Source organism: Niallia sp. RD1 (assembly GCF_024219955.1).
In the GTDB taxonomy this organism is placed as follows: domain Bacteria; phylum Bacillota; class Bacilli; order Bacillales; family Cytobacillaceae; genus Niallia; species Niallia alba.
The window spans coordinates 3,570,535-3,595,652 of record NZ_CP100420.1; the positions used below are offsets into that span (position 1 = coordinate 3,570,535).

Below are 25,118 nucleotides of genomic sequence, written 5' to 3' on the forward strand. Positions count from 1 at the left end.
GGTCTCCCCTTCCCCACAAGAGTCTTGTGTCGGAGCAGCATGAACTCGGGGTAATAAACTTTATTTCTTCGTAACAACATTATAAACATATACAAATAATAGAGGTGCAAACATAGATGAAGCAAAGTAAAATGTTAATTCCAACATTAAGAGAAGTGCCAGCAGATGCAGATATTAAAAGCCATCAGCTATTATTAAGAGCAGGGTTTATTAGACAAAATGCAAGTGGGATTTACTCTTATTTACCATTGGCAAACAAAGTAATAAAGAAAATTGAAAAAATTATTCGCGAAGAAATGGATGCCGCTGGCGGAGTCGAATTATTAATGCCTGCCTTGCAGCAAGCAGAATTATGGCAAGAATCCGGCAGATGGTTTACATATGGACCAGAATTAATGCGCCTAAAAGATCGCAATAGTCGTGAATTTGCACTAGGTGCAACCCACGAAGAAGTAATAACAAGTTTAGTGCGAGACGAAGTAAAATCATATAAAAGACTACCACTAACACTTTACCAAATCCAAACGAAATTCAGAGATGAGAAAAGACCACGTTTTGGTATCCTGCGCGGCAGAGAATTTATTATGAAGGATGCTTATAGTTTTCATTCTTCTCATGAAAGTTTAGGAGAAGTTTATGATGCTATTTTTCAAGCGTACTGCAATATTTTCGAGCGCTGTGGCTTAAACTATCGTGCTGTAATCGCAGATAGTGGTGCAATGGGTGGGAAAGATACGCATGAATTCATGGTATTATCTGATGTTGGAGAAGATACAATTGCTTATTCAACAGAATCCAATTATGCTGCAAATATTGAAATGGCACCAGTTATAAATTCTTATGAAAAAGTAGAAGAGCCGGTAAAAGAGCTAGAAAAAGTAGAAACGAAAGATCAGAAAACAATTGAAGAAGTTTCTTCTTTCTTAAATGTTCATGCAGATAAATGCATTAAGTCTCTATTATTTAAAGTGGATAAAAGATTTGTGCTTGTGTTAGTTCGCGGCGATCATGAAGTGAACGACATAAAGGTGAAAAACCTATTAGAAGCAAATGTAGTTGAACTAGCAGACCATGCAGATACGGAAAAAATATTAGGAAGCAAGGTTGGTTCATTAGGTCCAATTAATGTTAAAGATGTGGAAGTAATTGCAGATAACGCTGTGAAAGCAATTATTAATGGTGTTTGTGGGGCAAATGAAGAGCATTTTCACTATGTGAATGTGAATGCTGACCGAGATTTCTCAGTCGACCGATATGCAGATATTCGTTTCATTCAAGAAGGCGACCTTTCACCAGATGGAAAAGGCACAATTACTTTTGCAAAAGGAATTGAAGTAGGTCATGTCTTTAAACTTGGCACTCGCTATAGTGAAGCAATGGGAGCTACTTATTTAGATGAAAACGGTAGAAGCCAATCGTTGATTATGGGTTGCTATGGAATTGGTGTTTCCAGAACGATGGCGGCAATTGTGGAGCAGTTTAATGATGACAGGGGAATTGTATGGCCAAACGCTGTAGCCCCATTTGATGCACATTTAATCACTGTAAACACAAAAGACGAATCGCAAAATGAGTTAACAGATAAATTATATACCGCGTTAAAAGCCAATCACTTCGATGTATTAGTTGATGACCGTGCAGAGCGTGCTGGTGTTAAATTTGCTGATTCTGATTTAATCGGACTGCCAATTCGCATAACAGTTGGTAAAAAAGCAGCTGAAGGAATTGTTGAAGTGAAAGTAAGAAGTACAGGAGAAATGCTGGAAGTTCATGAAAGTGAGTTAGTGGCAACGATCCTTCGATTAACACAAGTAAAGGGATAAGCGAAAAACAGGATAAAAGAAAAAGATTTAGCCAATTGCTAAATCTTTTTCTTTTTGTGTATTGGATTGTATGCTAAACTGCTTTAAGTAAATGAACAGTTTTTTATCTGTGATATAATATTTTTATAGAATTTAGCAAGAGTGGAAGGAGCGACATAAATGAGTGATATACAAGGAAAAGTGGATCGTTTCCAGATTTTGTTGCAGCAATTGCAATTAACGGACGATCCATATATTTCCCATTTTCGCAACGCCAGCATTGAAAAAATTGTTGTCGAAAAGCGGTCCAAAAAATGGCATTTTCATTTTTTGTTTGATGATATCATTCCATTTCAAGTCTATCAATTATTTACTACCAAGTTAAGAAGTAGCTTTTCGCATATTGCTACTATTACGTATGATATTCGAGTAAGAAATGGAATCGTCACAGACGTATTAATTCGTGACTATTGGTCTGCATGTATAGAGGAGATGCAAGGGATTTCTCCACCCCTTTTAAAGCTATTAAATGAACAAGTGCCTCAATTTAATGGGAATAAGCTAACCATTCAAGTTAGAAACGAGATGGAAGGCTTAGCGATCAAGAGGAAATATGCTAACTTGATTACGGATGCCTATCAATATTTTGGCTTCCCTGCCATGAGCTTAGATACAGAAATAGTAGAAGAAAAATCAAATTCAGAGTATGAACAATTTTTACTTGCGAAGCAAAAAGAGGATGAGGAAAGAGGAAAGCAAGCTTTACTAGACATTCAGAAGATGGAAGCTGAAAAAGAAGCTGGTGATTCTCCAATCCCGAGTGGTCCATTAACAATTGGATTAACAATTAAAGACGATAGCGATTATCGTCGCCTCGAAGAAATTGTGGATGAAGAAAGACGTGTTACCGTGCAAGGATATGTCTTTTTTGCAGAAACAAAAGAGCTTCGTAGTGGAAGAACATTGTTGACATTTAAAATAACAGATTATACAAGTTCTATTCTTGTAAAAATGTTCTCACGTAATAAAGAAGATGCAGCGCTTTTTCAATTAGTGAAAAAGGGCATGTGGCTTAGAGCACGAGGAAGTATTCAAAATGATACATTTGTTCGCGATTTAGTAATGATCGGGAATGATTTAAATGAAATTAAGCCTGTCGAACGAAAAGATACAGCGAAAGAGGATGAAAAGCGTGTAGAGCTGCATCTTCATACACCAATGAGTCAAATGGATGCTGTTTCATCAGTGGCTACGCTTGTTACTCAAGCAAAAAAATGGGGGCATAAAGCGATCGCTATTACAGATCATGCTGTTGCGCAATCATTCCCTGAAGCGTTTGGAGCTGGAAAGAAAAATGATGTGAAAATTCTTTATGGGGTAGAGATGAATCTAGTAGACGATGGCGTACCGATTGCCTATAATCCAAAAGATATCGTACTCGAGGATGCTACGTATGTCGTGTTTGACGTTGAAACGACAGGACTTTCTGCCGTTTATAATACGATTATAGAGCTTGCGGCAGTTAAGATTCATAATGGCGAAATCATTGATCGATTTGAATCGTTTGCGAATCCACATCATCGCCTTTCCGCAACGACGATTAACTTAACAGGTATTACCGATGATATGGTAGAAAGTGCACCTGAAATAGATATTGTATTGCGTAAGTTTGCCGATTGGACAGGGGATAGTATTCTAGTTGCGCATAACGCATCGTTTGACGTTGGTTTCTTAAATGTCGGCTATCAGAAAGCAGGGTTGCCTAAATCGACTAATGCAGTCATAGACACATTGGAGCTGGGTAGATTTTTATACCCTGAAATGAAAAACCATCGTTTAAATACGTTGGCGAAGAAATTTGATATCGAATTAACTCAGCATCACCGAGCTATTTATGATGCAGAAGCAACTGGATACCTTGCTTTAAAAATGTTGAAGGATGCTTCTGAAAAAGGGATCATTAATCATAATCAATTGAACGATAATATGGGGCAGGGAAATGCATACCAAAGAGCTCGTCCTTATCACTGTACGGTACTTGCTCAAAACGACGTTGGCTTAAAAAATCTGTTTAAGCTCGTATCAATCTCTCATATTAATTATTTCTATCGTGTCCCGCGTATTCCAAGATCTGTGTTGCAAAAATATAGAGAAGGTTTGCTTGTAGGGTCAGCCTGTGATAAAGGGGAAGTCTTTGAGGCAATGATGCAAAAGGCTCCTGAGGAAGTAGAAGATATTGCCCCATTTTATGATTATTTAGAGGTAATGCCCAAAGAAGTGTACGCTCATTTAATGGAGATGGAGCTCGTCCAAGATGAAAAAGCATTGGAAGAAATTATCGCTAATATTGTAAAACTTGGCGACAAGTTAGACATACCAGTAGTGGCGACAGGAAATGTTCATTATCAAAATCCAAATGATAAGATTTATCGAGAAATTTTAGTCGGTTCACAAGGTGGAGCGAATCCACTTAACCGCCATAAGCTTCCTGATGTTCATTTTCGGACAACGAATGAAATGTTAGACTGTTTTAACTTCCTTGGAAAAGAAAAGGCGAAAGAATTAGTAGTAACGAACACTAATAAAATCGCCGATATGATTGATGTCATTAAACCGATTAAGGATGATCTTTATACACCAAAAATTGAAGGCTCAGAAGAAGAAATGCGAGAAATGAGCTATAGCATGGCTAGACGAATTTACGGAGATGAATTGCCGGAAATCGTGGAAGCACGCTTGGAAAAAGAATTAAAAAGTATCATCGGGCATGGATTTGCCGTTATCTATTTGATTTCTCATAAACTCGTGAAAAAATCATTAGATGATGGATACTTAGTAGGTTCTCGTGGATCTGTTGGTTCTTCCTTTGTTGCCACGATGACAGAGATAACCGAGGTTAATCCATTGCCCCCACACTATATATGTGCAGAATGTAAATATTCGGAATTCTTTAATGATGGTTCTGTTGGATCTGGATTTGATTTGCCTGATAAGGATTGTCCAAACTGTGGGGCTCGCTTAAAGAAAGATGGTCATGATATTCCGTTTGAAACTTTTCTTGGATTTAAAGGGGATAAGGTACCTGATATAGATTTGAGTGCGCCACGTTATCAATTGAAAAGATTGGTCACTAGCTTTTGCTAGGAGAACTGTTAACTCAAAGTGTGGAATGATAGGGTAACGCCTTGAAACACACTCACTGAATCTGCGGCAAGCGAAGGAGACAATGTAAATAGTTGAACTCGTTTGAAGCCCGCTAAAGTCGGCTGAAGTTTACCCTAACACATATTGGTGAGGCAAGACCCTAATAGGGTTGTAAACGATAGGCCGGGTGTCTACAAAACTTCTATGGTTAGTATGGATAGAGTTATCTGGACGAATCCTCGACTGACTCTTCGTGAATGTCACTAAGTAGAAATGCTTAGGGGTCCTAATAGGACTTTCTAGTGTGGATGAGTAAACGTTAGGTTATGAAAATCCATATAGCTTTATAGGAGCTATCAAGCTAGACGGAGTTTAGAGGAAACCTACGGAAGTATGTATAGATAGAGTTAACGGAACGTGGGAAGCTTCGGAGACTTGAGGTGATTACACACTGATTGAAAGTCGTTCTTCAAAAATCTCAGCTTGAGTATAATGAAGATTTGTCGAAGTGGCAGTAAAGCCGTAGTACCGATTGTAGGAACTGCTGATGACGACCAAATATACGGAATAGGTCCGAGGGAAAAACAGTTCTGAGGGAAGGGCTTGAGTCGTCTTTTACGATACAAATCCTACACAAGTCAGTATTCTTGTATGACTAAATAGAAACGAAAGCCTTTCTTGGAGGTGATTAGTTGGCTGACTTAATGGTTCAAAAGCTAAGAAATAACGAATATTTCAATGTTCAAGACACATTTGACCATTTGTATGCTGAAAGTAAAAATGGAAGGTATTTTAATAAGCTGTACGATTTAATCATCTCAGAAGAAAATATTCTTCTCGCTTTTCGAAATTTAAAAAGCAATACTGGAAGCAAAACAAAAGGTACAAACGGTCACACAATTAAACATCTAAACAGGATGAATAAAGAAAAGCTCATTAGAATGGTTCGGCGGAAGCTACTAGATTACAAACCAGAAATGGTCAGGCGAGTGATGATTCCAAAGCCAAATGGGGATAAACGTCCTCTTGGCATACCGACGATAGAAGATAGACTTATTCAACAGATGATTCTACAGATTTTTGAACCTATCGTTGAGGCGAAATTTCACCCATCAAGCTATGGGTTCAGACCACACCGTAATACTCACGATGCGTTAGCAAGGTGTTACCATATGGTCAATCATAGTCACCAGCATTATGTAGTCGACGTAGATATTAAGGGATTCTTTGATAACGTAAATCATAAAAAGTTGAGCAAACAGCTTTGGGCGATTGGAATAAGAGATAAAAAGGTTCTTTCCATAATAAGCAAAATGTTAAAGGCTGAAATTGAAGGCGAGGGAATACCTGAAAAAGGAACTCCACAAGGCGGGATATTATCACCGCTCCTAGCTAACATCGTTCTGAACGAGTTAGATTGGTGGATTTCGAATCAATGGGAAACCAAGCCGACAAGAGTGGACTATAAACTGAAAAGGAATCGCACAGATGCCTTAAAGAAAACAAGTCTAAAGCCTTGTTATATCGTTCGCTATGCCGATGACTTTAAAATCTTTACAAACTCTTACGAAAATGCACGCAAGCTATTTATTGCTGTGACAAAATGGTTGAAGGAACGGTTAGGCTTGGATGTGAGTTCTGAGAAGAGTAAAATCACAAACCTTCGAAAGAACGGAACGGATTTTCTCGGCGTGCGTTTTCGAGCAGTACGTAAAGGGACAGCGAAGACGGGATATATAGTGAATTCAAAAATATCTCCGAAAGCAAAAAAGAAAGTGACAAAGGTTTATCAACATAAACTGAGTCAAATACGGAAGAGCCCGACACCGAGTAAAGTTCTCGACCTCAACTCGTTTACTTTAGGCATTCATAATTACTATAAAATTGCGACGAGGGTGTCTATGGATTTTAATGAAATACGGCACACCATACACTTTAAAATCAAAACTTTGCTGAAAAGGAATATTTTTAATCCAACGACAGAAAAGAATGCTGTAATTGATAAGTTCTATAATGACTTCAATTACAAACGATTTAAAAGTAATGGATTGCTTGTACTACCGTTTGAATCGGTACGGCATCAAATACGAGGACAAAGAGACCCTGAATTTACGATTTATGCCAAAGAAGACCGCCAAAGAATTCATAAAGAATTAATATATGTGACCGCCGTTGAAATTGAACACTTAAGAAGAGGGAACTATTCATCAAAATCCACTTTGTACGAGAACAATCGGATAAGTAAATATGTCGCACAAAAAGGTAGGTGCTATATAACGGGCGAACGGCTAATGCCAATCAATTGTATATGTCACCATATCAAGCCTACAAAGATGGGTGGTACCGATGAGTACGACAATTTAGTCATTATAAAGAAAGACTATCATATGCTTATCCACACAAAGTTTCCGATGAATGACCCTATTAAATCACATCATGTCAATACACTAGACGCCAAAGCATTAAAGAAACTCAATACACTACGCAAGGTTGTAGGATTCCAAGCGTTAGTGGTTTAATTATCGTAAATATAAAGACGATAGAGCGCCGTATGACACCGAAAGGGTCATGTACGGTGTGGGGCAGGGGAAAAGCTGGAGATGACATCAAAGGCTTACCTATTGCCATATTTTTCCGGTGAATATCAGCCGATCGCCCATAACTATACAAAAGTACTGTTTGGTGATGAGTATGTATACCGTGCAGGAACAATAGGTACAGTAGCTGATAAAACAGCATATGGTTATGTTAAGGCTTATCAAAACGATAATAATTTACAAATTCGCGGAGCGGAAATTGATCGATTAGCTTCTGGCTGTACAGGTGTTAAACGAACAACTGGTCAGCATCCGGGGGGGATCATTGTTATTCCAGATTATATGGATGTATATGATTTTACGCCAATTCAATTTCCTGCAGATGACCGAAATTCGGAATGGAAAACGACCCATTTTGATTTCCATTCTATTCATGACAATGTATTAAAACTCGATATTCTTGGTCACGATGATCCAACTGTTATCAGAATGCTTCAAGATTTAAGTGGGATAGATCCTAAGACGATTCCAACAGATGACCCTGAAGTAATGAAAATATTTAGCGGTACAGAGTCCCTTGGAGTAACACCGGAACAAATATATTGTAAAACTGGTACATTTGGTATTCCTGAGTTTGGAACAAAATTTGTTCGGCAAATGCTCGAAGATACGAAGCCAACTACATTTTCTGAGTTAGTACAGATATCTGGTCTATCTCATGGTACGGATGTATGGTTAGGGAATGCCCAAGAACTTATTCATAATAATATTTGTAACTTAAGTGAAGTTATTGGATGTCGTGATGACATCATGGTCTATCTGATTTATCAAGGACTTGATCCTAGTTTTGCTTTCAAAATCATGGAAAGTGTACGTAAAGGGAAAGGTCTAACAGATGAAATGGAAGAAGAGATGAGAAAGAACGAAGTACCGGAATGGTATATTGATTCTTGTAAAAAAATAAAATATATGTTCCCTAAGGCGCATGCTGCTGCTTATGTATTAATGGCAGTTAGGATTGCCTATTTCAAAGTGCACCATGCATTATTATATTACGCAGCCTATTTCACTGTTCGTGCCGATGATTTTGATGTTGATGCGATGGTAAAGGGATCTCATAGTATTAAAGCAGTAATAGATGATATTAGTGCAAAAGGGTTAGATGCATCTACGAAAGAGAAAAACTTGTTAACAGTAATGGAACTTGCTTTCGAAATGGTAGAAAGAGGATATACCTTTAAGAAGGTGGATTTATATAAATCAAGTGCTACTGAATTTATTATTGAAGGAAATGCTCTTATACCGCCGTTTAACAGTATCCCAGGATTAGGAACAAATGCTGCTATTAACATTGTCGAAGCAAGAAAAAATGGGGAATTCTTATCGAAAGAGGATTTACAACAACGCGGAAAAGTTTCGAAAACAATTATGCAATATCTTGACAATCATGGTTGCTTGGCTGATATGCCGGATCAAAACCAGCTTTCTTTATTCTAAAATTTTTTTGGATAGGGGAAGAAACGTTGAAGTTACGGACTTTCATTTGCATAACTGAAGCGGTTATGGTATAGTTTAGTTGGAAATACTAAGGATAACTTTCGCGAATGGAGAGTGGGGCAACCCACTCTTTCCTGTTTGTATTAGGGTTTTTTCTTGAAAAACAGAGTGAATATTATCGCACAAATTGATGGATGAGCAACAAGTGTACATATTTTAGTTTGCTAAGTTGACTCTAAAAACATAATAAGGTTCCTTGCTTAAGGAGGGAAAAATTTTGAGCAAAGTAACAGAAATAGTCGAAGAAATGGTACATCCCATTTTAGATGAACTACACTTAGAATTAGTAGATGTCGAATATGTAAAAGAGGGACCAAACTGGTTTTTACGTGTATATATTGACAAAGAAACTGGTGTAGATATTGATGAATGTGCAGTCGTTAGTGAAAAACTAAGTGAGAAGTTAGATGAAGTCGATCCGATTTCAGAGAACTATTTTCTTGAGGTTTCTTCACCTGGAGCAGAACGACCATTGAAAAAAGACAAAGACTTCGAAAAAGCGATTGGGAAAAATGTTTATATTAAAACATATGAACCAATTGAAAAGGAAAAAACATTTGAAGGAATCTTAACAGCTTTTGATGGGAAATCAGTGACAGTCGAAGTCAAAATTAAGACTAGAAAGAAAACGATTGAAATTCCATATGAAAAAGTGGCAAAAGCAAGACTTGCTGTTAGTTTTTCCTAATTATAAAGATCAAATGAGACAGCTTATGACAGCTTCTTTACAATGATCAATAATTTTTGATAAAAGAGAATAAAGGGGGATACACGCTCATGAGCAGTGAATTAGTTGATGCTCTAGTGTTACTTGAAAAAGAAAAAGGAATATCGCGAGAAGTGATCATGGATGCAATTGAAGCAGCATTGATCTCCGCTTATCGCCGTAATTTTAACCAGGCACAAAACGTACGAATTGATTTGAATTTAGGTGCAGGGTCCATGCGTGTATTTGCGAGAAAAGAAGTAGTTGATGAGGTATTTGATCCACGTCTTGAAATTTCTTTGGAAGATGCACAAAAAATTAATCCGAACTATGAAGTAGAAGATGTTGTTGAACTAGAAGTTACACCAAAAGATTTTGGACGTATTGCAGCACAAACTGCGAAACAAGTAGTTACACAACGAGTTCGCGAAGCTGAAAGAGGAATTATTTATTCTGAATTTATCGATCGCGAAGAAGATATTATGACAGGGATTGTTCAACGTCAAGACAGTAAATTCATTTATGTCAGCTTAGGTAAAATTGAAGCAATTTTACCTACAAATGAACAAATGCCAAATGAGCATTATAAACCACATGATCGCATTAAGGTTTTCTTAACAAAAGTGGAAAAGACAACAAAAGGTCCACAAATCTTTGTATCTAGAACACATCCTGGTCTACTGAAAAGATTGTTTGAGATGGAAGTTCCTGAAATCTATGATGGAACAGTAGAAATAAAATCAGTTGCGCGTGAAGCTGGAGATCGTTCAAAGATTTCCGTTCATTCTGATAATGAAGAAGTAGATCCAGTAGGTTCTTGCGTAGGTCCTAAAGGAACTCGTGTGCAGACGATTGTGAATGAGTTAAAAGGGGAAAAGATTGATATTGTTAAGTGGTCAAGTGATCCAACAGTATTTGTTGCGAATGCCTTAAGTCCTTCGAAAGTACTAGAAGTTATTGTAAACGAAGAAGAAAAAGCAACAACTGTTATTGTTCCCGATTATCAATTATCATTGGCAATCGGTAAAAGAGGCCAAAATGCACGCTTAGCAGCGAAGCTTACTGGCTGGAAAATTGATATCAAATCTGAATCAGAAGCAAGAGAGGCTGGAATATATCCAACTGAAAATTCATTGATTAAATTTGATGATGAGGCAGACGAAGAGGATGATTTCCGTTTGAGCACGGAAGATTTCGAGATTTGAGGTGAATGTGTGTGAACAAACCAAGAAAAGTACCAATGCGTAAATGTGTTGCTACCGGTGAAATGAAGCCGAAAAAAGAACTAGTTCGCATCGTTCGTTCCAAAGAAGGGGTTGTATCCGTCGATTTAACGGGAAAAAAATCCGGTCGAGGAGCATATCTTTCATTGGACAAAGAAGCAGTACTATTAGCCAAGAAGAAGAATATTCTTTCTAACCAGCTTGAAGTGACAGTAGATGATACTGTTTACGATGAGCTGTTAGAACTAATAGATAAGGAGCAAAGACAATCCAAATGAACGATAACAAGTGGATGTCATTACTTGGCTTAGCAAATCGAGCACGGAAAATAACCTCAGGTGAGGAATTGACCGTAAAAGAAATTAGAAGCGGTAATGCAAAACTAATATTATTATCGGAAGATGCATCACAAAACACGACAAAAAAAATCACCGATAAATGTCGTTCCTATAAAGTACCAGTGAAGCTTGTTTCAAATAGGGAAATCCTAGGGAAAGCAATAGGGAAAGAGCAAAGAGTGGTTGTCGCTGTTTTGGATAATGGATTTGCAAAAAAACTTTTAACGCTGCTCGATTAATTCTAGCGGGGGTGAAATGATGAGTAAAGTGCGAGTATACGAATACGCAAAACAATATAACATTTCAAGCAAGGATGTTATTGCTAAATTAAAAGAGATGAATGTAGAAGTCTCAAACCATATGACAACATTGGAAGAGGACGCAATTAAAAAATTGGATAGTGTATATAATAAAAAGAGTGAAGAAAATAAGCCAAAAGCACCAGCTCAAAAAGCGGCTGCTAAAAATATCGCGGACGAGTATGAAAAAGAAAGCGATGAAATGGCTGAAAAGGGGAAAGTAAATCAATCTGTGAAAAATACTAAAGATAATAAACCAGGTTTTAATAAACCAAAAACTAATAATAACAACAATAAGAATAGAAACAACAATAATCGCAAAGGGAAGCAAAATGCTGCTCCAGTTGCACCTCCAGCTCCGAAAAAAGAAAAAGAATTACCGGAAAAAATTACATTCAGCGAGTCTTTGACAGTTGCTGAATTAGCAAAAAAATTGCATCGTGAACCATCTGAAATCATTAAAAAATTATTCCTTCTTGGTGTAATGGCAACAATCAACCAGGAGTTAGATAAGGATGCAATTGAATTAATCTGTACAGATTACGGTGTTGAAGTCGAAGAAGAAGTGAAAATCGACACAACCGATCTAGAAGTATACTTTACAGATGATGAGAACGCAGAATTAGTAGAGCGTCCGTCTGTTGTTACAATTATGGGACACGTTGACCATGGGAAAACAACATTACTTGATAGCATTCGTAATACAAAAGTAACAGCAGGAGAAGCTGGTGGAATTACACAGCATATTGGTGCATATCAAATCGAGGAAAATGGTAAGAAAATTACATTCCTTGATACACCTGGACACGCAGCCTTTACAACAATGCGTGCACGTGGTGCAAAAATTACTGATATCACGATTCTTGTTGTCGCTGCAGACGATGGAGTAATGCCACAAACAATTGAAGCAATCAACCATGCGAAAGCCGCTGAAGTTCCAATTATTGTTGCAGTCAATAAAATGGATAAACCAACAGCAAATCCTGACCGTGTAATGCAAGAATTAACAGAACATGGATTAGTACCGGAAGCTTGGGGTGGGGAAACTATCTTTGTTCCACTTTCCGCGTTAACTGGAGAAGGTATTGATTCATTACTTGAAATGATCCTTCTAGTAAGTGAAGTAGAAGAATATAAAGCAAATCCAAAACGTAACGCTGTAGGTACTGTTATTGAAGCACAGCTAGATAAAGGGAAAGGTTCTGTGGCAACATTGCTTGTTCAAAACGGAACGCTAAACATTGGTGACCCTATTGTAGTTGGTAATACATTTGGTCGTGTTCGTGCGATGGTAAATGATTTAGGTAGACGTGTGAAAACAGCTGGACCATCTACTCCAGTAGAAATTACAGGATTAAATGAAGTTCCTCAAGCTGGTGATCGATTTGTTGTTTTCAATGATGAGAAAACAGCAAGACAAATCGGGGAAGCTCGTTCTACTCAAGCCATTCAAGCTCAAAGATCAGAAAAAACAAGAATCAGCTTAGACAACCTGTTTGAACACATGAAACAAGGGGAAATGAAAGATATTAACATCGTTCTTAAAGCCGATGTTCAAGGTTCAGCAGAAGCGTTAGCTGCCGCTCTATATAAAATAGAAGTAGAAGGTGTTAACGTTAAAATCATTCATACTGGTGTAGGGGCAATTAATGAGTCAGATATTACACTTGCAGCAGCATCAAATGCAATTGTAATCGGATTTAACGTGCGTCCAGATGTAAATGCGAAAAGAGCTGCAGACGCTGAAGAAGTAGATGTACGCTTACACCGTATTATTTATAAAGTAATTGAAGAAATTGAAGCAGCGATGAAAGGAATGCTTGATCCTGAGTTCCAAGAAAAAATTATTGGTCAGGCTGAAATTCGTCAAACATTCAAAGTTTCTAAAATTGGTACAATTGCAGGTTCATACGTAACGGACGGGAAAATTACAAGAGATAGTGGAATTCGCTTAATCCGTGACGGTGTTGTTATTTTCGAAGGGGAAATCGATGCCTTAAAACGTTTCAAAGACGATGCAAAAGAAGTAGCTCAAGGTTACGAATGTGGTATTACAATCAAAAACTTTAATGATGTTAAAGAAGGCGATGTAATTGAAGCATACGTAATGGAAGAAATTGAGCGTAAATGATTGTTGGTTTAATGACAGTGGAATGCATCATTTATGATGCCCACTCATTAAAAGAAAAGCGGGCGGTTCTGCAAAGAATTATGACCCGCTTAAAACAAAAATTTAATATCTCTATTTCAGAAGTCGAGTATCAAGATACTTGGCAAAGAACAAAGCTTGCAATTGTTACTGTTGCTTCCGTCCGTGTTTCTGCAGAAGGCGTGTTGCAACAAACACAGCAGTTTATCGATTCTTTTCCGGAAATAGAGAGAACCATTACAGATATAGAATGGCTTTAAAAAAATGAGGTGAATTGCGCGATGAGTCTAAGACCAAATCGTGTTGGTGAACAAATGAAGAAGGAACTAGGCGAGATTATTAGTCGTAAGATAAAAGATCCTCGCATTGGTTTCGTAACAGTTACAGATGTGAATGTTACTGGTGATCTTCAACAAGCAACTGTGTATATTTCCGTACTTGGCGATCAAGAACAACGTGAGAACACATTAAAAGGGCTAGCAAAAGCGAAAGGCTTTATTCGTTCTGAAATAGGACAACGAATTCGTTTACGCAAAACCCCAGAAATTACGTTTGAATTTGATGAGTCGATAGATTACGGAAATAGAATTGATACATTATTGCATCAAATCGCAAAAGAAAATCCGTCTAGTAACGACGAAAAATAAGATGATGTAAAAATATGCTCCTATCGGACTTTTTCCATGGTTATGGATATGGACGATAGGAGTTTTTTGTAGAAGTTTTAAATAAAGTTAACTTTAGAACAAAGCCCGTTGATTTCCGTTCCAGGAACTTGCTTTCCGCGGGGAGGGATGAGAGCCTCCTTGGGGTCTCTCATTTCCCTCATCTCCCGCAGGAGTCAAGTTCCCTCCACTACAATCAACTCAGAATTTTAAATGACATTACAAGTAAAGAGCAAGATCTATTTTCGCATAAATTATTTAATTTATAAATGAATAAAGGATGAGATATATGGAAGGAATTTTACCGTTATGGAAGCCTAAGGGGCTTACTTCTCATGATTGCGTTTTTCGGTTACGAAAGATTTTACATATGAAAAGAATTGGCCATACTGGAACACTGGATCCTGATGTAACGGGTGTATTGCCAATCTGTTTAGGTAGGGCAACGAAAGTAGCGGAATACATAACAGATGCAGGCAAAGAATACGTTGGGGAGGTAACAATTGGTTACTCCACTACAACCGAAGATCGTTCTGGAGAAAAAGTAGAGGAAAAGAAAGTAACAGAAACAGTCACTAGAGATAGAATAGAAGCAATCTTAAATGATTTAACGGGAACTATTACGCAAACACCACCGATGTATTCTGCTGTTAAGGTAAATGGAAGAAGGCTTTATGAATACGCAAGACAAGGGCTAGTGATTGAACGTCCCTCCAGACAAGTAAACATTTACTCGTTAGAATTAATAGAGGAATGGAAAGAATTAAAGGGGGATACTGTATCATTCCGTTTTAAAGTTAGCTGTAGTAAGGGGACATATATTAGAACCCTTGCTGTGATGATCGGAGAAAAATTAGGATATCCTGCTCATATGTCAGATTTGTGTCGAACACGTTCAGCGGCATTTACGGAGAAAGAGTGTGTGACCTTCGATGAACTAGAGGAATATATAGAAAAAGGAGTTCTCGACAAGCATATTTATCCTATAGAAGAGGCGCTTTTACATTTGCCGAAATATGAAATAAATGATACATTAGCTTTGAAGGTACGAAATGGATCGGTATTAGAAGCTCCTGCTCATTTATTGGATGAACAGGAGCCAATTGTCATTCAAACAACATTAGGGGAAGCGTTAGCCATATACATTCAGCATCCAACAAAAAAAGGATTAATTAAACCGTCCAAAATATTAAAAATCTTGGAGTAAGAATTGATGCTTCGTACACCTTGAAAAGAAAGTTTGGCAAAGCAAATAAAGAAATTTGAGCTAGAAAAGGTGAGTAGCATAATGAAGATAGTAAGAATAAATCATTCAGAAAGAAATAAAGAGCATGATTATCCACCAATTTCCATCGCGTTAGGTTCCTTTGATGGAGTACATCTTGGCCACCAAAAAGTAATAGGCGAAGCAAAAAAAGTAGCTGATCAAAATGGATGGAGCAGTGCAGTTATGACATTTGATCCTCATCCATCCATCGTACTTGGTGGAAAAACAAAAAAAGTAGACTACTTAACTTCTTTTGAATCTAAGGTAGAACAATTAGCGAAATTAGGTATTGATTATTTATTTATTGTTGATTTTACAATTGAATTTGCTAGTTTACCACCACAAGAATTTGTTGATTTGTACTTAATTGACTTAAATGTAAAGCATGTAATAGCAGGGTTTGATTACACTTATGGGCAGAAAGCGCAAGGAACAGCGGAAACACTTTCTGAGCATTCTCGTGGTAAATACGAAACAACCATTATTGGCAAAGAAACATTTGGAGGAGAAAAAGTAAGTTCGACCTTAATTCGTTCGCTTATTAATAATGGTGATATGGAAAAAGTTCCTGCTCTATTAGGCAGATATTATACGATTAATGGTACTGTCATTCATGGCGATAAGCGTGGAAGAACAATTGGTTTTCCAACCGCAAACGTGAAGCCAGCAAGTGATGTTATTTTACCGCCCCTTGGTGTATATGCAGTAAAGTTACTTGTAAATAATCAATGGTATGAAGGAGTATGCAATTTAGGGACAAAACCAACTTTTCATCCAGAAAAGAAGAATGCCAGTATCGAAGTTCATATTTTTGACTTCCATCAAGATATTTACGGTCATTCTGTTACGGTCGAATGGCATAAAAGAATTAGAAGCGAACAGAAATTTAACGGAATCGACGAACTAGTAGCCCAAATCGAAAAAGATAAGCAAACCGCCTTACACTATTTTTACGATAAAGCACAATAGACATAAGAAAATACTAGTTATAATTCAGAAGAAAATTGGCAATACTATGAAATATATCCCAACGTAGAAATTTGAAAGATTCGTGATGGTATTACTTTATTTTGAAAAATAATAGCTTTTATCTTGATTTTTCACACGAAAACAGGTATTCTTAAAGACGTACTAAAAACAACCTTTGCTTGGCAAATCGAATCACCAACGTTTTGCTCGGTAAATGGGGATTAGTGTAATAGAATTAGGAGGTGAAACAGGATGGCAATCACTCAAGAACGTAAAAACGAACTTATCAATGAGTACAAAACGCATGAGAACGATACTGGATCTCCAGAAGTTCAAATCGCTGTCCTTACTGAGTCAATCAATAACTTGAATGAACATTTACGTACGCATAAAAAGGATCATCACTCACGTCGTGGTCTTTTGAAAATGGTAGGTAGACGTCGTAATCTTTTAACTTACCTACGTAATAAAGACGTTCAACGTTACCGTGTTTTAATTAACAAACTTGGTCTACGTAGATAGTTAAAAAAGCGGGATATTTTTCCCGCTTTTTTATTGTAAATAAATGCGAATCTAACATATGGTTTCTATAGATTACATAAATTAATTTCGTTTTTTAGTTACATTTAATGTGTATACTAGTAGAAGAGAAATTTAAGGATAGTATTCTTTCTTTTATAAGATAACGTAGGTTTTAGGTAGTTTAAACCGAGAACCTCCATGAAGTGAATGAGTAGAGAGGGGTTTATGAATGGGACAAGATAAGCATGTCTATTCCATTGACTGGGCTGGAAGAAAGCTTACAGTCGAAATTGGACAATTAGCAAAACAAGCAAATGGTGCAGTGCTCGTACGATATGGTGATACTGCTGTATTAAGCACAGCTACTGCTTCAAAAGAACCGAAAAACTTAGACTTCTTTCCATTAACAGTAAACTATGAAGAACGCCTATATGCAGTTGGTAAGATCCCAGGCGGTTTCATTAAAAGAGAAGGACGTCCAAGTGAAAGAGCCATTCTTGCAAGTCGTTTAATCGATAGACCAATTCGACCATTATTTGCTGATGGCTTCCGTAATGAAGTTCAAGTAGTCAGCTTAGTAATGAGTGTGGATCAAGATTGTACATCTGAAATGGCAGCAATGTTTGGATCATCTCTAGCATTATCTGTTTCCGATATTCCATTTGGTGGACCAATCGCTGGAGTATATGTAGGAAGAATCGATGGCGAATTTGTTATCAATCCAACAGTAGAGCAAGCAGAAAAAAGTGATATTAACCTTGCTGTTGCAGGAACAAAGGATGCAATCAACATGGTTGAAGCTGGTGCAGATGAAGTACCAGAGGAAGTAATGCTTGAAGCAATTGTGTTTGGTCATGATGAGATTAAACGCTTAATCGCATTCCAAGAAAAAATTGCTGAAGAGATTGGCAAAGAGAAAATGGAAGTTGTACTATACGAATTGGATAAAGACATCGAAGCAGATGTGCGCGCACTATGTGAAAACGAAATGCTAAATGCGATTCGTGTACAAGAAAAGCATGCTCGTGAAGCAGCTATTAAAGAAGTAAAAAATTCTGTTATTGCGAAGTATGAAGCAGAAGAAACAGAAGATGAAGAATTAAAGCAAGTGAAAGCAATTTTAGATAAATTAGTGAAAAATGAAGTTCGTCGTTTAATTACAGAAGATAAAGTTCGCCCAGACGGACGTGGATTAGAAGAAATTCGCCCACTATCTTCTGAAGTTCATTTATTACCAAGAACACATGGTTCTGGTCTGTTCACTCGTGGACAAACGCAAGCTTTGAGTATTTGTACATTAGGCGCTTTAGGGGATGTACAAATATTGGACGGTCTTGGTGTAGAAGAAGAAAAACGTTTCATGCATCACTATAATTTCCCTAACTTCAGTGTTGGTGAAACAGGACCAATGCGTGGACCTGGACGAAGAGAAATCGGTCATGGTGCATTAGGGGAAAGAGCATTAGAACCGATCATTCCTTCTGAAAAAGACTTCCCATATACAATTCGTCTTGTATCAGAAGTATTAGAATCCAATGGTTCTACATCACAGGCGAGTATTTGTGCAAGTACACTTGCAATGATGGATGCTGGGGTGCCAATTAAAGCACCAGTTGCTGGTATTGCAATGGGTCTGATTAAATCTGGTGAACATTACAGTATTTTAACAGACATTCAAGGAATGGAAGATCATTTAGGAGATATGGACTTTAAAGTAGCTGGTACTTCTAAAGGGGTAACAGCACTTCAAATGGACATTAAAATTGATGGATTATCTCGTGAAATTTTAGAAGAGGCACTACAACAAGCAAAAATTGGTCGTATGCAAATTTTAGATTCCATGATGGCAACAATTAATACACCTAGAGAATCTTTATCTTCTTATGCACCAAAAATCTTAATGATGTCTATTAACCCAGACAAAATTCGTGATGTTATTGGACCAAGCGGAAAACAAATCAATAAAATCATTGAAGAAACTGGCGTGAAAATTGATATTGAGCAAGATGGTACAGTGTTCATTTCTTCCGTTGATGATGAAATGAATAACAAAGCAAAACAAATTATTGAAGATATTGTTCGTGAAGTAGTTGTCGGACAAATGTACCTTGGTAAAGTAAAACGAATCGAGAAATTCGGTGCATTCGTTGAAATCTTCAACGGAAAAGATGGACTTGTTCATATTTCTGAACTTGCTGAAGAAAGAATTGGCAAAGTAGAAGACGTTGTAGCCATCGGTGATGAAATCTTTGTGAAAGTAACAGAAATCGATAAACAAGGAAGAGTTAACCTATCACGCAAAGCGGTTTTAAAAGAACAAAAAGAGCAAGCAGAGAATGCTAAAAACTAATTGAAATACAAAATAAAAGTGCCTGATAAAAAAACTGCTATTGTTTTTTTATCAGGCACTTTTTTTGTGGAATGAAAAGGAACATCTTGAACAAAATAATAGAGAATAAGGATAAGCTAAAGTCCATAGTTCAACGTTCTACCTTGTCCTTTATTATCATATTGTAGTAACTAGGAGGGGAAAAGGTGATGAAGAAATTAGTTCCGTTAGTAGGGATTCTTGTTATCTCTTGGTTTTTAGTTAATAATCCTTTAGCTGATTCATATGTTAGTACTTTACAAGAAAATTCGGTTGCGGTCACAACAAATAATTCCTTATACACAACGATTAGTGAAAAAGCGAAAGACTATGAGAAGAAACCGATTGATGCAAAATTAGATCCTGTATGGAAAGCAATTCCTGGCTTAAATGGGCTAAAAGTCGATGTGGATGCCTCTTACAAGAATATGAAAAAAGAGGGGAAATTCGATGAACAAAAATTAGTCTTTAAGCAAGTGAAACCAGATATTACATTAAATGATTTACCACCTGCTCCTGTATATAAAGGAAATCCAGATAAAGAAATGGTAAGCTTTATTATAAATGTAGCATGGGGGAACGAATTTTTACCTGATATATTAGCAACTTTGAAAAAGCATCATGTCAAAGCCAGCTTTTTCTTAGAGGGCAGATGGGTCCAGAAAAACCCAGACCTTGCAAAAATGATCGCAGAAGCAGGGCATGAGCTCGGAAATCATTCCTATACGCATCCGGATATGAGTAAAATTAGTAGCAGTAAGATTCACGAGGAAATAGTAAAGACAAATGATGTCATTGAAGCAACAACTGGAGAGCAAGTCACATTATTAGCGCCACCAAGTGGGTATTTTAATAATGAGGTAGTAAAAATTGCCGATCAGCAGAACCTTAAAACAGTAATATGGTCTGTAGATACGATTGATTGGCAAAAACCGAGTCCAGATACTTTACTCCAAAGAGTACTAGGAAAAATCCATAATGGAGCGCTCATTCTTATGCATCCAACAGAGGTTACCACTAACAGTCTTGAACGACTAATTATTGAAATTGATAAAAAGGGGTATAAAATCGATACCGTCAGTGACATGCTTAGTGAAGAAAGAGAAAGCTTTAATACAAAAAAATAGTAGTTCGGCCCATCTTATAGTATTCTATAAGAAGAAAACGTTTTTGTAAGGGGATTGCTCCTAATAGAAAAACAAAAAAACATTGCAAATATTGATATCATTGCGTTTAATAGGGGAATATGCGCTATTTCATATTTAAAACTGTTATATGTTATTATTATATTCAAACAATGTTTTGTAAAAAACAAGAGGAATAAGATATACTAGCAGTCGCAACTATTTTTTACAACATGGTAGAAGAACAGGAGGAACATAATTGATCAAAAGATATACTTGCCAAAATGGAGTAAGAATCGTATTGGAGAACATTCCGACCGTTCGCTCTGTTGCTATTGGCGTATGGATTGGTACAGGGTCTCGGAAAGAAGATGAACAAAATAATGGTGTATCCCATTTTTTAGAGCATATGTTTTTTAAAGGAACAAAAACACGCAGCGCTAGAGAAATAGCAGAATCATTTGATAGTATTGGTGGTCAAGTAAATGCTTTTACTTCAAAGGAATATACTTGCTATTATGCAAAAGTGCTAGATACTCATGCGGATATGGCTTTAGAAGTACTAGCAGATATGTATTTTAATTCTACTTTTGACGAAGAAGAGTTAAAGAAAGAAAAAAATGTTGTTTGTGAAGAAATTAAAATGTATGATGATACGCCCGATGATATTGTCCATGATTTATTAAGTCAGGCAATTTATGATAAACATCCTCTCGGGTTTCCGATTTTAGGTACAGAGGATACATTAGCTACCTTTAATGGTGACACGTTAAGAGAGTATATGTTTAATCACTATACCCCGGAAAACACCGTTATTTCGATTGCGGGTAACATAACCGAAACATTTATTGCTGAGGTAGAAAAGTATTTTGGAACATATGAAGCAGGTAAATCGGAATTAGAGCTAGTAAAGCCTTCCTTCCATGCTAATAATTTATCAAGAAAAAAAGAAACAGAGCAAGCGCATCTTTGTCTAGGCTTTAATGGATTACAAGTTGGTCATGATAAAATGTATACACTTGTTTCTTTAAATAATATTCTTGGTGGCAGTATGAGCAGCAGACTATTTCAAGATGTCCGTGAACAGAAAGGCTTGGCTTATTCTGTATTCTCTTATCATTCCGCATACCAAGATAGTGGAATCGTGACTATTTACGGTGGTACAGGGGCAAAACAGCTTGATGAATTATTCGATACGATTCAAAATACGCTTACTACCTTGAAAAAAGAAGGAATTACAGAAAAAGAGCTTTTAAATAGTAAAGAGCAGTTAAAAGGAAGCTTAATGCTAAGCTTGGAGAGCACAAATAGTCGAATGAGCAGAAATGGCAAAAACGAACTGTTGCTAGGTAAGCATCGTTCCTTAGATGATATCATTGCCGATATTGACCGTGTCACAAAAGAGGATGTCGATCAAATGGCAAATGATATATTCACCGACACATTCTCCGTCTCATTAATTAGTCCAGACGGACAACTACCAAAAGCACTATAAAAACAACAGCTACATAAATTAAATGAGGACTAGGAAACAGAAATTACTTCTGTTTCCTAGTTTTTTTGATGGTTTCGAAAACCCCTGGCTATGCCGGGGGTTCCGGAGAGCTTATAGCGAGGTAACAAAAAAACCTCCTTTCATGGTAGGATAAAGTTGGTTTCCCGACCAGTTTATCTCACGCAAGAAGGAGGTATTCCCTTATGAAGGACATGAACAGTTTAGCACATACAACATGGAATTGTAAGTACCACATAGTCTTTGCCCCAAAATACAGAAGGCAAATTATTTATGGCAAATACAAAAAGAGTATTGGACAAATCATAAGAGAGCTATGTGAAAGAAAAGGTGTCATCATACATGAAGCAAATGCCTGTCCGGATCATATCCATATGTTGGTTAGTATCCCACCAAAATTAAGTGTATCGCAGTTCATGGGTTACTTAAAAGGAAAAAGTAGCCTGATGATATTTGATCGACATGCGAATTTGAAATATCGCTATGGGAATCGGAAATTTTGGTGTCGTGGTTTCTACGTTGATACCGTGGGGAGAAATAAGAAACAAATACAAGAATATATAAGAAATCAGCTGAAAGAAGACTACATGGCTGATCAGCTAACATTGTTCGAAGAATTTGATCCGTTCACTGGTGAGAAAAATCGGAAGTAAATAAAGAAATTCTTTAGAATTGGTGAGTGAATGTGGTGCAGAAGGGAAACCTTTTCAGTGGGCCTTTAAGGCCGAGGCCGGTAAGAGAGGCTTTTAGCCGCAGAGCAAACCACCAGTTCACACTGGTGGTTTTGATTTGTGGAGAAAAATTCCTCTGTGCATTAGAGGGCACTGAAAAACTGGCTAGTTAATGATAATGGGCAATAGCCACTTTTTAAACATAAGATGATCGATTTGTTTTCCGAGGCGTCCGCTCGCTTTCCATGGGGCGAGCGCCAAGCCTCCTCGCTTCTTAAGTTCCTGCGGGGTCTCGGACTTTCTCGCAGCTCCCATAGGAGTCGAGCGGACGCCTCTCCAAACCAACCTTATTTTCACTTTCAAAAATGCTTGCTCTTCATTTCGCACGAAAAAAAGACTTTTTCAGTGGCCTCGTGCATTAGTAGGTTGCTTTTTCGTTCAACGATGCTCACTTTCGGAGGGCTCATATTTTCCGCCAATCCCCTCAGGAGACTCGCACCTTCCCTACAGTCAACTAGCTTAAAAATGATATTTAGCTATACTAATTACTTCTAAAATGGATTATTTTCACTCATTCTGTTCTATATAAGGAAGAAAGCCTTCTTTTTGTGGAATTAATTTAAACAACTCACCTAATAATGAGTAATCACATAAGATGTTGAAGTAGCGAGCTATAAAAAATAGGATCTTTAAAAAAAGAAGGTGAAATATTCATGCTGAAAGGGATGAAAATCGCGGTTATCGGCGGTGATGCAAGGCAGCTTGAGATTGTTCGAAAACTAACGGAACAACAAGCAATTCTTTCATTAATCGGCTTCGAGCAATTAGACCATGCATTCACTGGGGCTACAAAAGAAAAAATCGATAACGTAGATTTTTCAGAAATAGATGCTATTATCTTACCCGTTAGAGGAACAGATCTAAATGGGCAAGTCGATACTATCTTTTCGAACGAAAAAGTTATTTTAACAAAAGAAATATTAGAAAAAACCCCAGAGCATTGCACCGTATATTCAGGGATAACGAATCAATATTTAAGTTTGCTAATGAAAGAAACAAAACGTAAACTCGTTCAATTATTTGATCGAGATGATGTAGCAATATTAAATTCCATTCCAACCGTAGAAGGTACGATTATGATGGCAATCCAACATACAGATACAACGATTCATGGCTCAAAGGTAATTGTACTTGGGCTAGGACGTGTAGGGATGAGTGTTGCAAGGACTTTCCACGCATTAGGGGCAAAAGTGAAGGTTGCAGCAAGTCAAAGTGAACATATTGCTCGCATTATAGAAATGGGATTAACTCCTGTACATCTAGATAATTTAAAGATTGCGGTCGAAGATATTGACATTTGTATCAATACGATTCCACATCTTGTCGTAACTTCTGATGTCATTGAAAAAATGCCTTTACACACGCTGGTAATTGATTTGGCATCTAAACCAGGCGGAACGGATTTTCAATATGCTGAAAAAAGAGGGGTTAAGGCATTACTTGCACCAAGTTTACCAGGTATCGTAGCGCCAAAAACAGCCGGGAATATTTTGGCAGATGTCCTATCTCAATTACTAGAAGATCAGCTGCGATAATGAGAGGAGAATAGAAGAATGAGTCTACAAGGAAAAAGAATTGGGTTTGGAATTTCTGGGTCTCACTGTACGTATGAAGAAGTGGTACCGCAAGTAGAAAAGTTAGTATCACTTGGGGCGGAAGTAGTACCAGTTGTAACGGGCAATGTAAAAAATACAGACACACGTTTCGGTAAAGGGAAAGATTGGGTTAGTAAGATAGAAGAAATAACGGGGCAGAACATAATTGACAGTATTGTCGCTGCAGAGCCACTTGGACCGAAAGCACCGCTTGACTGTATGATCATTGCACCTTTAACAGGAAATAGCATGAGTAAATTTGCGAATGCGATGACAGATAATGCAGTGCTAATGGCAGCTAAAGCAACATTACGCAACCAAAAACCTGTTGTCTTAGGGATTTCTACCAATGATGCGTTAGGATTAAACGGCATTAATCTAATGCGTTTAATGGCAACAAAAAATATTTTCTTTATTCCATTTGGTCAGGATGATCCAATAAAAAAACCAAATTCCATGGTAGCAAGAATGTCTATGCTTGCAGAAACAATTGAGGCAGCATTAGAATATAAACAGATTCAACCAGTAATTGTGGAAAAGTATTTAGATTAATCCGAGTATTTTTTGAAAACTCACCGATAAAACATGGCGCTTGTCGGTATCCAATTG

General features: G+C 37.3%; 18 protein-coding genes and 2 pseudogenes. All 20 read left to right on the forward strand.

Features of this window, described 5'->3' with window-relative positions; translation table 11 throughout:
• Positions 1-116 precede the first annotated feature (116 nt).
• The 20 genes and pseudogenes from NKG37_RS16915 to dpaB all read left to right on the forward strand — a co-directional run bounded on the left by NKG37_RS16915 (position 117) and on the right by dpaB (position 25,061).
• Positions 117-1,823: a proline--tRNA ligase gene (locus tag NKG37_RS16915; RefSeq protein WP_254414987.1), complete on the forward strand. Its 1,707-nt coding sequence runs from the start codon at positions 117-119 to the stop codon at positions 1,821-1,823.
• Positions 1,824-1,982: 159 nt separating this feature from the next.
• Positions 1,983-4,901, forward strand: a pseudogene (locus tag NKG37_RS16920) (PolC-type DNA polymerase III); the annotation flags it as partial.
• 737 nt (positions 4,902-5,638) lie between these two features.
• Positions 5,639-7,465: a group II intron reverse transcriptase/maturase gene (ltrA, locus tag NKG37_RS16925; RefSeq protein WP_254414988.1), complete on the forward strand. Its 1,827-nt coding sequence runs from the start codon at positions 5,639-5,641 to the stop codon at positions 7,463-7,465.
• A gap of 111 nt (positions 7,466-7,576) precedes the next feature.
• A pseudogene (locus NKG37_RS16930) lies at positions 7,577-8,980 on the forward strand (PolC-type DNA polymerase III); the annotation flags it as partial.
• 274 nt (positions 8,981-9,254) lie between these two features.
• Positions 9,255-9,728: a ribosome maturation factor RimP gene (gene rimP, locus NKG37_RS16935; protein WP_169189652.1), complete on the forward strand. Its 474-nt coding sequence runs from the start codon at positions 9,255-9,257 to the stop codon at positions 9,726-9,728.
• An 89-nt stretch (positions 9,729-9,817) separates the two neighbouring features.
• Positions 9,818-10,951 carry a transcription termination factor NusA gene (gene nusA, locus NKG37_RS16940; RefSeq protein WP_016201163.1) on the forward strand — a complete coding sequence of 378 codons (1,134 nt, stop codon included), beginning with the start codon at positions 9,818-9,820 and terminating at the stop codon, positions 10,949-10,951.
• A gap of 11 nt (positions 10,952-10,962) precedes the next feature.
• Positions 10,963-11,247, forward strand: a complete 285-nt coding sequence (locus tag NKG37_RS16945) for an RNase P modulator RnpM (protein ID WP_016201164.1) — start codon at positions 10,963-10,965, stop codon at positions 11,245-11,247.
• Positions 11,244-11,546: a YlxQ family RNA-binding protein gene (locus NKG37_RS16950; RefSeq protein WP_016201165.1), complete on the forward strand. Its 303-nt coding sequence runs from the start codon at positions 11,244-11,246 to the stop codon at positions 11,544-11,546. The genes NKG37_RS16945 and NKG37_RS16950 overlap by 4 nt, the downstream gene beginning before the upstream one ends.
• A 19-nt stretch (positions 11,547-11,565) precedes the next feature.
• Positions 11,566-13,737 (forward strand): translation initiation factor IF-2, encoded by a 2,172-nt coding sequence (infB, locus tag NKG37_RS16955; protein ID WP_016201166.1) that lies wholly within the window; start codon positions 11,566-11,568, stop codon positions 13,735-13,737.
• A complete protein-coding gene (locus NKG37_RS16960) occupies positions 13,734-14,015 on the forward strand; it encodes a DUF503 domain-containing protein (protein WP_016201167.1) in 282 nt (93 codons plus the stop codon). The genes infB and NKG37_RS16960 overlap by 4 nt, the downstream gene beginning before the upstream one ends.
• A 21-nt stretch (positions 14,016-14,036) precedes the next feature.
• Complete coding sequence (gene rbfA / locus NKG37_RS16965; RefSeq protein ID WP_016201168.1) at positions 14,037-14,402, forward strand: 30S ribosome-binding factor RbfA; 366 nt, start codon at positions 14,037-14,039, stop codon at positions 14,400-14,402.
• A gap of 307 nt (positions 14,403-14,709) precedes the next feature.
• Positions 14,710-15,627 carry a tRNA pseudouridine(55) synthase TruB gene (gene truB / locus NKG37_RS16970; RefSeq protein ID WP_016201169.1) on the forward strand — a complete coding sequence of 306 codons (918 nt, stop codon included), beginning with the start codon at positions 14,710-14,712 and terminating at the stop codon, positions 15,625-15,627.
• 81 nt (positions 15,628-15,708) lie between these two features.
• On the forward strand, positions 15,709-16,656 hold the full coding sequence (ribF, locus tag NKG37_RS16975) for a bifunctional riboflavin kinase/FAD synthetase (protein WP_016201170.1): 948 nt from the start codon (positions 15,709-15,711) through the stop codon (positions 16,654-16,656).
• A 252-nt stretch (positions 16,657-16,908) separates the two neighbouring features.
• Positions 16,909-17,178, forward strand: coding sequence for a 30S ribosomal protein S15 (rpsO, locus tag NKG37_RS16980; protein WP_016201171.1), 270 nt, complete (start codon positions 16,909-16,911; stop codon positions 17,176-17,178).
• A gap of 229 nt (positions 17,179-17,407) precedes the next feature.
• Positions 17,408-19,528 (forward strand): polyribonucleotide nucleotidyltransferase, encoded by a 2,121-nt coding sequence (pnp, locus tag NKG37_RS16985; protein WP_101730012.1) that lies wholly within the window; start codon positions 17,408-17,410, stop codon positions 19,526-19,528.
• A gap of 188 nt (positions 19,529-19,716) precedes the next feature.
• Positions 19,717-20,673 carry a polysaccharide deacetylase family protein gene (locus NKG37_RS16990; RefSeq protein ID WP_169189653.1) on the forward strand — a complete coding sequence of 319 codons (957 nt, stop codon included), beginning with the start codon at positions 19,717-19,719 and terminating at the stop codon, positions 20,671-20,673.
• A 256-nt stretch (positions 20,674-20,929) separates the two neighbouring features.
• A complete protein-coding gene (locus NKG37_RS16995; protein WP_169188386.1) occupies positions 20,930-22,165 on the forward strand; it encodes a M16 family metallopeptidase in 1,236 nt (411 codons plus the stop codon).
• Between the two features lie 203 nt (positions 22,166-22,368).
• Positions 22,369-22,836 carry an IS200/IS605 family transposase gene (gene tnpA / locus NKG37_RS17000; RefSeq protein WP_100525941.1) on the forward strand — a complete coding sequence of 156 codons (468 nt, stop codon included), beginning with the start codon at positions 22,369-22,371 and terminating at the stop codon, positions 22,834-22,836.
• 731 nt (positions 22,837-23,567) lie between these two features.
• Positions 23,568-24,449 carry a dipicolinic acid synthetase subunit A gene (gene dpaA, locus NKG37_RS17005; RefSeq protein ID WP_016201175.1) on the forward strand — a complete coding sequence of 294 codons (882 nt, stop codon included), beginning with the start codon at positions 23,568-23,570 and terminating at the stop codon, positions 24,447-24,449.
• An 18-nt stretch (positions 24,450-24,467) separates the two neighbouring features.
• Positions 24,468-25,061 (forward strand): dipicolinate synthase subunit B, encoded by a 594-nt coding sequence (dpaB, locus tag NKG37_RS17010; protein WP_016201176.1) that lies wholly within the window; start codon positions 24,468-24,470, stop codon positions 25,059-25,061.
• Positions 25,062-25,118: the final 57 nt, after the last annotated feature.